General features: G+C 59.9%; 11 protein-coding genes and 1 pseudogene. 11 read left to right on the top strand and 1 reads right to left on the bottom strand.

The genetic code is table 11. The annotated features are described in order from the left end of the window. From ACIONG_RS28845 to ACIONG_RS28810, 8 genes are all read left to right on the top strand, one after another. A partial coding sequence (locus tag ACIONG_RS28845) for a FliM/FliN family flagellar motor switch protein (RefSeq protein WP_401304298.1) occupies positions 1 to 421 on the top strand: 421 nt, incomplete at its 5' end. A gap of 56 nt (positions 422 to 477) precedes the next feature. Then, positions 478 to 933, top strand: coding sequence for a flagellar motor switch protein FliN (fliN, locus tag ACIONG_RS28840; protein WP_025111935.1), 456 nt, complete (start codon positions 478 to 480; stop codon positions 931 to 933). Further along, positions 934 to 1,395: a flagellar biosynthetic protein FliO gene (gene fliO, locus ACIONG_RS28835; RefSeq protein WP_315446268.1), complete on the top strand. Its 462-nt coding sequence runs from the start codon at positions 934 to 936 to the stop codon at positions 1,393 to 1,395. It abuts the gene before it with no gap. Then, positions 1,395 to 2,153: a flagellar type III secretion system pore protein FliP gene (fliP, locus tag ACIONG_RS28830; RefSeq protein ID WP_401304295.1), complete on the top strand. Its 759-nt coding sequence runs from the start codon at positions 1,395 to 1,397 to the stop codon at positions 2,151 to 2,153. Before fliO ends, fliP begins: the two co-directional genes overlap by 1 nt. Beyond that, positions 2,150 to 2,419 carry a flagellar biosynthesis protein FliQ gene (fliQ, locus tag ACIONG_RS28825; RefSeq protein ID WP_007920026.1) on the top strand — a complete coding sequence of 90 codons (270 nt, stop codon included), beginning with the start codon at positions 2,150 to 2,152 and terminating at the stop codon, positions 2,417 to 2,419. The genes fliP and fliQ overlap by 4 nt, the downstream gene beginning before the upstream one ends. 3 nt (positions 2,420 to 2,422) lie before the next feature. Next, positions 2,423 to 3,208, top strand: coding sequence for a flagellar biosynthetic protein FliR (gene fliR, locus ACIONG_RS28820; protein ID WP_103305378.1), 786 nt, complete (start codon positions 2,423 to 2,425; stop codon positions 3,206 to 3,208). 3 nt (positions 3,209 to 3,211) lie between these two features. After that, the gene (gene flhB / locus ACIONG_RS28815; protein ID WP_103305379.1) at positions 3,212 to 4,351 is read left to right on the top strand and encodes a flagellar biosynthesis protein FlhB; all 1,140 of its coding nucleotides are present in this window, start codon (positions 3,212 to 3,214) and stop codon (positions 4,349 to 4,351) included. Between the two features lie 180 nt (positions 4,352 to 4,531). Continuing rightward, positions 4,532 to 5,206: a hypothetical protein gene (locus tag ACIONG_RS28810; protein ID WP_401304292.1), complete on the top strand. Its 675-nt coding sequence runs from the start codon at positions 4,532 to 4,534 to the stop codon at positions 5,204 to 5,206. Between the two features lie 282 nt (positions 5,207 to 5,488). Here ACIONG_RS28810 and ACIONG_RS28805 read toward each other — a convergent pair whose 3' ends face one another. Further along, positions 5,489 to 5,848 (bottom strand): DUF6124 family protein, encoded by a 360-nt coding sequence (locus tag ACIONG_RS28805; RefSeq protein ID WP_401304289.1) that lies wholly within the window; start codon positions 5,846 to 5,848, stop codon positions 5,489 to 5,491. Positions 5,849 to 6,399: 551 nt separating this feature from the next. Between ACIONG_RS28805 and flhA the strand changes: the two genes are divergently transcribed. The 3 genes and pseudogenes from flhA to fleN all read left to right on the top strand — a co-directional run. After that, positions 6,400 to 8,529 carry a flagellar biosynthesis protein FlhA gene (gene flhA, locus ACIONG_RS28800; protein WP_213027951.1) on the top strand — a complete coding sequence of 710 codons (2,130 nt, stop codon included), beginning with the start codon at positions 6,400 to 6,402 and terminating at the stop codon, positions 8,527 to 8,529. Between the two features lie 11 nt (positions 8,530 to 8,540). Then, a complete protein-coding gene (gene flhF, locus ACIONG_RS28795; RefSeq protein WP_103306839.1) occupies positions 8,541 to 9,881 on the top strand; it encodes a flagellar biosynthesis protein FlhF in 1,341 nt (446 codons plus the stop codon). A gap of 116 nt (positions 9,882 to 9,997) precedes the next feature. Further along, a pseudogene (gene fleN, locus ACIONG_RS28790) lies at positions 9,998 to 10,229 on the top strand (flagellar synthesis regulator FleN); the annotation flags it as partial.

The following is a 10,229-nucleotide window of genomic DNA, read 5'->3' as shown; positions in this document are numbered from 1 at the left end:
GAACCCGGCCATGGCCAACATCGTCGGCCCGAGCGCAGCGATCGTGGTTTCCACCTTCCATATCGAACTCGATGGCGGTGGCGGCGACCTGCACGTGACCATGCCGTACTCGATGATCGAGCCGGTGCGCGAAATGCTCGACGCCGGTTTCCAGTCGGACCTCGACGATCAGGACGAGCGCTGGGTCAATGCCCTGCGCCAGGACGTGCTCGATGTCGACGTGCCGATCGGTGCCACCGTCGCCCGTCGCCAGTTGAAGCTGCGCGACATCCTGCACATGCAGCCGGGGGATGTGATCCCGGTGGAAATGCCGGAAGACATGATCATGCGCGCCAACGGCGTACCGGCCTTCAAGGTCAAGATGGGCTCGCACAAAGGCAACCTCGCGTTGCAAGTGATCGAGCCGATCGAGCGTCGCTGAAGCGCCGCTCTCACCCCCACACATTTAGCTGAATTGTTGCCCGCCGAGGACAAATGATGAACGACGATATGAACGCCCAGGACGATCAGGCACTGGCTGACGAATGGGCTGCTGCCCTGGAAGAAACCGGTGACGGCCAGGCTGACATCGATGCGCTGCTGGCTGCTGACGCTGGCGCCGCCAGCTCCAACCGTCTGCCGATGGAAGAATTCGGCAGCGTGCCGAAGAACAACGATCCGGTAACGCTGGACGGTCCGAACCTGGACGTGATCCTCGATATCCCGGTGTCGATCTCGATGGAAGTGGGCAGCACCGACATCAACATTCGCAACCTGCTGCAACTCAACCAGGGTTCGGTCATCGAACTGGACCGCCTGGCGGGTGAGCCGCTGGACGTGCTGGTCAACGGCACGCTGATCGCTCACGGCGAAGTGGTCGTGGTCAACGAGAAGTTCGGCATCCGCCTGACCGACGTGATCAGCCCAAGCGAACGCATCAAGAAGCTGCGCTGAGTGAAAAGGTTTCTCTGGGCTCTGCTCGCGTTGCCGTTGAGCGTGCTGGCCGCTGAACCGGCGGCAACCCACGCTGCTGCTGCGCCGGTTGCCGCGACTGCGCCGATGGTCAACAGCGGCGTGGCCGGACAATTGACGCAACTGGTGTTCGGCTTGCTGCTGGTGCTGGGACTGATCTTCTTCCTTGCCTGGCTATTGCGCCGAGTGCAGCAGGCAGGCCCGGCAGGCAAGGGCCAGGTGATCGAACTGATCGGTTCCCGTGCGCTCGGTCCGCGTGACCGGTTGATGCTGGTGCAGGTCGGCAATGAGCAGATTCTGCTCGGTCTGAGCCCCGGCACCATCACCGCGCTGCACGTGCTCAAAGAGCCGGTTGAAGTGCCAGGTACCAGCGAGAAAGCGACCCCGGAATTCGCTCAGCATCTGCTGAAGATTCTCGGCAAGGATCAGAAGGATAAGAAGTAATGGGTGCGCTACGCATCGTCTTGACGCTGGCCCTGTTGCTGGCCGCGCCGCTGGCGTTCGCCGCCGATCCGTTGTCGATCCCGGCGATCACGCTGGGCACCAACGCCGACGGCGCGCAGGAATATTCGGTCAGTCTGCAGATTCTGCTGATCATGACCGCGCTGAGTTTTATCCCGGCGGCGGTCATCCTGATGACCAGTTTCACGCGGATCATCATCGTCTTCTCGATCCTGCGTCAGGCCCTGGGCCTGCAACAGACACCGTCGAACCAGATCCTCACGGGCATGGCGCTGTTCCTGACCATGTTCATCATGGCGCCGGTGTTCGATCGGGTGAACAACGATGCGTTGCAACCGTATCTGGCCGAGAAACTCACCGCTCAGCAAGCGGTGGAAAAGGCTCAGGTGCCGATCAAGGACTTCATGCTCGCGCAGACTCGCACCAGTGATCTGGAGCTGTTCATGCGCCTGTCCAAGCGCACCGACATCGCCTCCCCGGATCAGGCGCCGCTGACCATTCTGGTACCCGCGTTCGTCACGTCCGAGCTGAAAACCGCGTTCCAGATCGGCTTCATGATCTTCATTCCGTTCCTGATCATCGACCTCGTCGTGGCCAGTGTGCTGATGGCGATGGGTATGATGATGCTCTCGCCGCTGATCATCTCGCTGCCGTTCAAGATCATGCTGTTTGTGCTGGTGGATGGCTGGGCGCTGATCATCGGCACGCTGGCCAGCAGTTTCGGAGGTGTTTCGCCATGACGCCGGAAGTCGCGGTCGACATATTTCGTGAGGCGCTTTGGCTGACCACGTTGATGGTCGCGATTCTGGTGGTGCCGAGCCTGTTGGTCGGTTTGCTGGTGGCAATGTTCCAGGCGGCCACGCAGATCAACGAACAGACCCTGAGCTTCCTGCCGCGTCTGCTGGTGATGCTGGTCACGCTGATCGTCGCCGGCCCGTGGATCGTGCAGACGTTCATGGAGTACATCATTCAGTTGTACAAAAACATTCCGATGGTCATCGGCTAAGCCATGCAATCGCTGCTGCAGTTGACCGACACCCAGATCAGTTCCTGGGTGGCGACGTTCATGTTGCCGCTGTTTCGCGTCGCCTCGATGCTGATGGTCATGCCCGTGTTCGGCACAACCCTCATCCCCCGGCGTGTGCGCCTGTATTTCGCCGTGGCGATTACCGTGGTGATTGTGCCCGGCCTGCCGCCGATGCCGGCGGTCAGTCCGCTCGATCTCAGTGGGCTGCTGTTGATTGCCGAGCAGATCCTGGTCGGCGCCGTACTCGGGTTTTCCTTGCAGCTGTTTTTCCAGGCCTTTGCTGTGGCCGGGCAGATTGTCGCGATCCAGATGGGTATGGGCTTCGCCTCGATGGTCGACCCGGCCAACGGTGTCTCGGTGGCGGTGATCGGCCAATTCTTCACCATGCTGGTGACGCTGCTGTTCCTGTCGATGAATGGCCATCTCGTGGTGTTCGAGGTCCTCACCGAAAGCTTCACCACGTTGCCCGTGGGCAGTGGGTTGATGACCGCGCATTACTGGGAGTTGGCCGGCAAACTCGGCTGGGTGCTGGGCGCGGCGTTGTTGCTGGTACTGCCGGCAGTCACCGCGCTGCTGGTGGTCAACATCGCGTTCGGCGTGATGACCCGTGCCGCGCCGCAACTGAACATTTTCTCCATCGGGTTTCCACTGACCCTGGTGCTCGGCCTGTTCATTGTCTGGGTCGGCCTGGCGGACATTCTCAATCAGTACCAGCCGCTGGCTACCGAGGCCTTGCAGCTGTTACGCGAACTGGCACGGGCGCGCTGACTCATGGCCGAGAGCGAAAGCGGTCAGGACAAAACAGAAGACCCCACGGAGAAACGTAAAAAGGACTCCCGTGAGAAGGGTGAGATCGCCCGCTCGAAAGAGCTCAACACCCTCGCCGTGATGATGGCCGGTGCCAGCGCGCTGTTGATATTCGGCGGCATGCTCGCCGAAGACCTGATGGACCTGATGCGTATGAACTTCACGCTGTCGCGCGAAGTGATCATGAACCAGGGCTCCATGGGCACGTTCCTGATGCAGTCGGGCAAGCTCGCCCTGGTGGCGATTCAGCCGATCATGATCACCTTGTTGCTGGCCGCGTTGATCGGGCCGATTTCCCTCGGTGGCTGGCTGTTCGCGGCCGGCTCCCTGGCGCCCAAGTTCAGCCGGATGAACCCGGCAGCGGGCATCAAGCGGATGTTCTCGTTCAAGTCTGTGGTCGAACTGCTCAAGGCTTTGGCGAAGTTTCTGATCACCTTGGGTGTGGCGTTGGTGGTGCTGTCCGCCGACGTCGATGACTTTTTGCGCATCGCCCATGAGCCGCTTGACCGGGCGATCATTCACAGCGTCACGCTGGTTGCCTGGAGTACGTTGTGGCTGGCTTGCGGGCTGATCATCATCGCTGCAGTCGACGTGCCGGTGCAGCTCTGGGAAGCCCACAAGAAACTGCTGATGACCAAGCAGGAAGTGCGCGACGAGCACAAGGATCAGGAAGGCCGACCTGAAGTCAAACAACGCATCCGTCAAACCCAGCGCGAGATGTCCCAGCGGCGGATGATGGCGGCGATTCCCGATGCCGATGTGGTCATCACCAACCCGACCCACTACGCGGTGGCGCTCAAGTACGATTCCGAGAAGGGCGGGGCGCCCGTCCTGCTGGCCAAGGGCAGCGACTTCCTGGCGCTGAAGATCCGTGAAATCGCCGTGGCCAACAACGTCATGCTCCTTGAGTCGCCGGGGCTGGCGCGGTCGATCTACTACTCCACTGAGCTCGATCAGGAAATCCCCGGGGGCTTGTATCTGGCGGTTGCCCAGGTCCTGGCCTACGTCTACCAGATCCGCCAATTCCAGGCGGGCAAGGGCAAGCGCCCGGATCCGCTCAAGGACGATCTGCCGATTCCGCCGGACCTGCGTCGCGATTCCTGACGGTTACCGTCTGTCTGAAAGACCTCTGCACCTGTTATTTCTGACAGTAGCCAGTGAGCGCTCCTCAGCGATCTAATTGCCATGGGATTTCTCCCGGCATTTTCCCTGTATTGGTGGCTCTGATCATTTGATGCGAGTACCAGGGATCGGCGTCTACGTCAGGTTTCAGAGGAAGCGATCATGGCAGCGAATCCGCTAAAAAAATTGGACGGCATGGAGATGGAGTTTGTCTCCGGTGTGTTGGAAAGGCGCCCTGATGAGCGCGCAATCGGTTACACCGTCACGTTCAAACTGATTCTGGACTTCACTCATTTCAAGCACATGGCCAACGCCTATAGTCCAAATTATCTGGAGGTGTCGACTAACTCGATTCGGCCTGAGCTGGAGGGGCTGGCGTACCACTCTAGCTACAATCTGATTGGCAAACCTGACGAAAAAATCGTCAACAGCGCGATGCTTTTCGAGCGATTCACCCATCTGGAGGACTACATGGATGGCTGGATCCACGATGAAATGGAAAGGCGATACAGCAAACCGCAATTCACCATTGAAGGTGATGCTCTTTTCATTACGGCACGTCAGGACTTTCGCTGGTTGGATCCCGCGCGCCAGATCGAAATCAAAGACCTCGCCATCATCCCTTTCAAGTGGGGGCTAACCCTGATAGAGCAGAGCGTAAAAGTGTCCTGGGGGAAGCCAGACACTAGAACGCCTGAGGAGATAGTGACACTGATGTACACGCACAACGAGCTCGTCGACATCGAAGGGGTCTCCGTGCTCAAGGGCTCACGCTACATCAATGGCAAGGCCCTCAGTTTCGGTGCGATTGCACCTGAGCAGGTTTTGACGGCGTAGTGATGGGCAGCATGGCCGCCACGTTGTTGCTGGACGACCGTGGAATCGGTTTGATCGAGAGCTGAAACGAAAAAACCGCCGTCCCGATTGAACCGGGCGGCGGTTTTTTCATGCCTGAAGACATGTGTTGGCTGTGCGTCAGTTTTCGCGAGCAAGCCTGCTCCCACAGGTTTGGTAACTGCTCACAGGCTTGTGCTCAATGCATATCCCTGTGGGAGCGGGCTTGCCCGCGAAGACCTCAGCAACCACAGCACAGCACTCAAGCCTTGTCAGACAGTCCTGCTACTGCGGCACCTGCAGATTATCCAGCACCCGATTCACCGCCAATTCCCCGAGCATGATCAATTGCGCGATGCCCAAAAGCGTCCGGCGCTGCGACGCTGGCAAGAGGTGGGCAAAGTCACTGGCAATGGTTCTTGCCGAAGCAAGGGTCTCGAAGGCATCGGCCAGCATCTCCTCGTTTTTGAAGTCCGCAGTAACGGCGTACATCCTGCGGGTTCTACGGGGCGGTGGCGTGGACCCGGGCGGGCAAAGATAGTGATCGAGGGCGCGGTCGGCGGCGTCGTTGAGCTTTTTCGAATCGAGGGATTCGTAGTGGGAGGTGGGATCGGTTTCGGGCGGGTTGGGTGTTGGTTTGATCATGGTGAGACTCCGTGGTTGATTTGGCCGCCACGGCTCATCGCTAAACAAGTAAAGGTGGCGGCTGTACGCAGGTTAGCGATCCGGGTCACAGAAACCCCGGGTAGACCCGAAGGTCTCCCACGCACAGCCACCATGACGCCAATTGCAGATAGACAAAAACTGCAATTGAGAATGGGCATGTTGCGTCTGTTAGATGCCGGATCGCTAAACCCGATCGCTGATTCGTCAGCGACCGCACCACAATAGAACCCGCCCCCAAGGCGCACAAGCCGGCGGATTCTGGCGTAGCTGTAGGCAATTACGCAAGGATGTGTAGCCTTTGAGGCGTGTCCTGAAGTGTCTTTTAAACACCGCGGTTTAAGAGGCACTTTGCGCTGGCTTCACGGGCGCCTTCGCGAGCAGGCTCGCGAAAGGGCCAGCCCAATCAGCAAAAATTCCCCGCCAAGCCCCTCTATTTCATTCCCCGGCAAAAGTTGGAAAGCTTCTTGCAGTACCCGCCGTGAGCCCGCTCTGGGCGTCAAAAGTTTGCTTTAAAGGAACGGGGAAAACCGGTGGATCGCTCTCAGTTATTCAACACTGCTCGCTCGAATGTTGCCGACCTCAGTCGAGGCAATCTGGGCGTGCCGTTGTTGCTGCTGGTCATGCTGGCCATGATGATGCTGCCGGTGCCGCCGTTCCTGCTCGACGTGTTTTTCACCTTCAACATCGCGCTGTCGATTGTCGTCCTGCTGGTCTGCGTGTACGCGCTGCGGCCTCTGGATTTCGCGGTGTTCCCGACCATTCTGCTGGTCGCGACGTTACTGCGGTTGGCATTGAACGTGGCGTCGACGCGGGTGGTGATGCTTCACGGTCAGGACGGCCACGCCGCCGCCGGTAAGGTGATCCAGGCCTTCGGTGAAGTAGTGATCGGCGGTAACTACGTGGTCGGTATCGTGGTCTTCGCGATCCTGATGATCATTAACTTCGTCGTGGTGACCAAGGGTGCCGGGCGGATTTCCGAGGTGAGCGCGCGCTTCACCCTCGATGCGATGCCCGGCAAACAAATGGCGATCGACGCCGACCTCAACGCCGGTCTGATCGACCAGAACCAGGCCAAGGCGCGTCGTCAGGAAGTGGCGCAAGAGGCCGAGTTTTACGGTTCGATGGACGGTGCCAGCAAATTCGTCCGTGGTGACGCCATCGCCGGTCTGCTGATTCTGTTCATCAACCTTATCGGCGGCATGGCCGTCGGTATCTTCCAGCACAACATGAGCTTCGGCGACGCCGGCCGGGTTTACGCCTTGCTGACCATCGGTGACGGTTTGGTGGCGCAATTGCCATCACTGTTGTTATCGACAGCGGCGGCAATCATGGTGACCCGTGCGTCCGGCTCGGAAGACATGGGCAAGCAGATCAATCGCCAGATGTTCGCCTCGCCGAAAGCGCTGGCGGTGGCCGCAGGTTTGATGGCGGTCATGGGTCTGGTGCCGGGCATGCCGCACTTCTCGTTCCTGAGCATGGCGGCGCTGGCTGCTGGCGGCGCTTACCTGTTCTGGAAAAAGCAGAACGTCGCCAAGGTCGAAGCATTGCAAGAGGTCAAGCGCCAGCAGGAGCTGCTGCCGTCGCCGGCCCGCGCCATGGAAACCAAGGAGCTTGGCTGGGATGACGTGACCCCGATCGACATGATCGGCCTGGAAGTCGGTTATCGCCTGATTCCATTGGTGGACCGCAATCAGGGCGGGCAACTGCTGGCGCGGATCAAGGGCGTGCGCAAGAAGCTCTCGCAGGATCTGGGCTTCCTGATGCCGACCGTGCACATCCGCGACAACCTCGATCTGGCGCCGAGCGCCTATCGCCTGACCCTGATGGGCGTGATTCTCGCCGAAGCGGAGATCTACCCGGATCGTGAACTGGCGATCAACCCGGGCCAGGTCTACGGCACGCTCAACGGTATCAACGCCAAAGATCCGGCTTTCGGCCTGGAGGCTGTGTGGATCGAAATCAGCCAGCGTGCCCAGGCACAATCCCTCGGTTACACGGTGGTGGATGCCAGTACCGTGGTCGCGACCCACTTGAACCAGATTTTGTACAAGCACTCCAGCGAGCTGATTGGCCACGAAGAAGTCCAGCAACTCATGCAATTGCTGGCCAAAAGCTCGCCGAAACTGGCCGAAGAGCTGGTGCCGGGCGTGGTCACGTTGTCGCAGTTGCTCAAAGTGCTGCAAGCGTTGCTGGCCGAACACGTGCCGGTACGCGATATCCGCAGCATCGCCGAAGCCATCGCCAACAACGCCGCGAAGAGTCAAGATACCGCCGCGCTGGTGGCTGCCGTGCGGGTCGGCGTATCTCGAGCCATCGTCCAAAGCATTGTAGGCACTGACTCCGAGCTGCCTGTGATCACCTTGGAACCAAGGTTGGAACAAATATTGCTCAATAGTCTGCAGAAGGCAGGACAAGGCTCGGAAGAGGGCGTTCTGCTGGAGCCAAGCATGGCCGAGAAGCTGCAACGGTCGCTCATCGAAGCGGCGCAGCGTCAGGAAATGCAAGGTCAGCCGGTGATCCTGTTGGTAGCAGGCCCGATCCGCGCGATGCTTTCGCGTTTCGGCCGCCTCGCGGTCCCAGGGCTACACGTGCTGGCCTACCAGGAAATACCGGACAACAAGCAAGTGACCATCGTTGCGACAGTAGGGCCCAACGGCTGAGGTAGTGGTTTATGCAAGTTAAGCGTTTCTTTGCCGCCGATATGCGTCAGGCCATGAAGCTGGTTCGTGATGAGCTGGGCGCTGATGCCGCCATCATTGGCAATCGCCGCATTGCCGGCGGTGTCGAGTTGACGGCGGCACTGGATTACAAATTGTCGGCGCTGGCGCCACGGGTTCCGAACATGGAACTCGAAGACGAGCTGCGCAAGACCCAGTCGCGCATCGTTACCGCCCAGGCCGAACTGAGCCTGCGTGGCGAAGCCGACGGCAATAGCAATCGCCAGATTTTCGCCGGGCTGCCGTTGACCGCTGGCCTGCCGCTGACTGCCGCTGAGCCGCTGAGCGAGCCGACTTACGCCGCCCCGGCGCGTCCGGCCCCGGCGCCTGCGCAGTCCTCCGGCGGCGTGGATCCGCGTGCGCTGGATTCGATGCGTTTTGAATTGAACAGCCTGCGCGAGCTGATGGAAGTCCAGCTCGGCACGCTCGCCTGGAATCAGCTGCAAGGCAGCCGTCCGGCGCAAGCCAACCTGTATCGCCGTCTGCAGCGGATCGGCCTGTCCGGCCCGCTGTCGCGCGACCTGCTGGCGATGATCACCGATATTGAAGAACCTCGTCAGGCCTGGCGCATGTTGCTCGCGCACCTGGCGCGGATGATTGCCGTACCGGAAGTCGAGCCGCTGGAAGAGGGCGGTGTGATTGCCATGGTCGGCCCCGCCGGCATGGGCAAGACCACCACGCTGGCCAAACTGGCGGCCCGTTATGTGCTCAAGTACGGCGCGCAGAATGTGGCGCTGGTGAGCATGGACAGTTTCCGTATCGGCGCTCAGGAACAACTGAAGACCCTCGGTCGCATCCTCAATGTGCCGGTGACCCACGTCGATCCGGGCCAGTCGCTGGTGCAGGCGCTGGATCCACTGCTGCGCAAACGCGTGGTGCTGATCGATACCGCCGGCCTGCAAGCCAGCGACCCAGCCCTGCGCATGCAGCTCGAAAGCCTGGCCGGGCGTGGCATCCGTGCAAAAAATTATCTCGTGCTGGCAACCACCAGCCAGAAACAGGTTCTAACCGCCGCTTATCACAGTTACAAGCGTTGCGGGCTCGCCGGCTGCATCCTGACTAAACTGGATGAAACGGCCAGCCTTGGCGAAGTGTTGAGCCTGGCGATCAGTCATGAATTGCCGGTCGCGTACCTGACCGATGGCCCACGGATTCCGGATGATCTGCATCTGCCGCGCCGTCATCAATTGGTCAGCCGCGCCGTCAGCGTGCAAATGCAGGAAGAACCCAGCGAAGAAGCCATGGCCGACATGTTCGCTGATATCTATCACAGCCCGACCAAGCAGGTTGGCTGAGGTAATCATGAACAGTTTTTGTACCTACATCGATGGTCTGCCATGCATTGTTCCGGTTGTGAACGCGCAGCCAGTAATGTGGCCTCCGTCTATGCAAGACAAGGTAAAGAAATAACATGGGCAGCATGCATCCCGTACAGGTGATCGCGGTGACCGGCGGCAAAGGTGGCGTCGGCAAGACTAATGTGTCAGTGAACTTGTCCCTGGCTCTGGCTGAGCTCGGCCGGCGGGTCTTGCTGCTGGATGCCGACCTGGGACTGGCCAATGTCGATGTCCTGCTGGGCCTGACTCCCAAACATACCCTGGCCGACGTCATCGAGGGTCGTTGCGAACTGCGCGATGTGCTGC

It is taken from the genome of Pseudomonas sp. NPDC087817 (genome assembly GCF_044742875.1).
Taxonomy (GTDB): Bacteria; Pseudomonadota; Gammaproteobacteria; order Pseudomonadales; family Pseudomonadaceae; genus Aquipseudomonas.
This window is presented reverse-complemented; position numbering and strand designations above follow the sequence as displayed.

Excerpts from the sequence above, each read along its gene's own strand:
- fliN (WP_025111935.1), top strand. The coding sequence starts at position 478 with ATGAACGACGATATGAACGCCCAGGACGATCAGGCACTGGCTGACGAA.
- fliR (WP_103305378.1), top strand. The coding sequence starts at position 2,423 with ATGCAATCGCTGCTGCAGTTGACCGACACCCAGATCAGTTCCTGGGTG.
- fliP (WP_401304295.1), top strand. The coding sequence starts at position 1,395 with ATGGGTGCGCTACGCATCGTCTTGACGCTGGCCCTGTTGCTGGCCGCG.
- flhB (WP_103305379.1), top strand. The coding sequence starts at position 3,212 with ATGGCCGAGAGCGAAAGCGGTCAGGACAAAACAGAAGACCCCACGGAG.
- fliQ (WP_007920026.1), top strand. The coding sequence starts at position 2,150 with ATGACGCCGGAAGTCGCGGTCGACATATTTCGTGAGGCGCTTTGGCTG.
- ACIONG_RS28810 (WP_401304292.1), top strand. The coding sequence starts at position 4,532 with ATGGCAGCGAATCCGCTAAAAAAATTGGACGGCATGGAGATGGAGTTT.
- flhF (WP_103306839.1), top strand. The coding sequence starts at position 8,541 with ATGCAAGTTAAGCGTTTCTTTGCCGCCGATATGCGTCAGGCCATGAAG.
- ACIONG_RS28805 (WP_401304289.1), bottom strand. The coding sequence starts at position 5,848 with ATGATCAAACCAACACCCAACCCGCCCGAAACCGATCCCACCTCCCAC.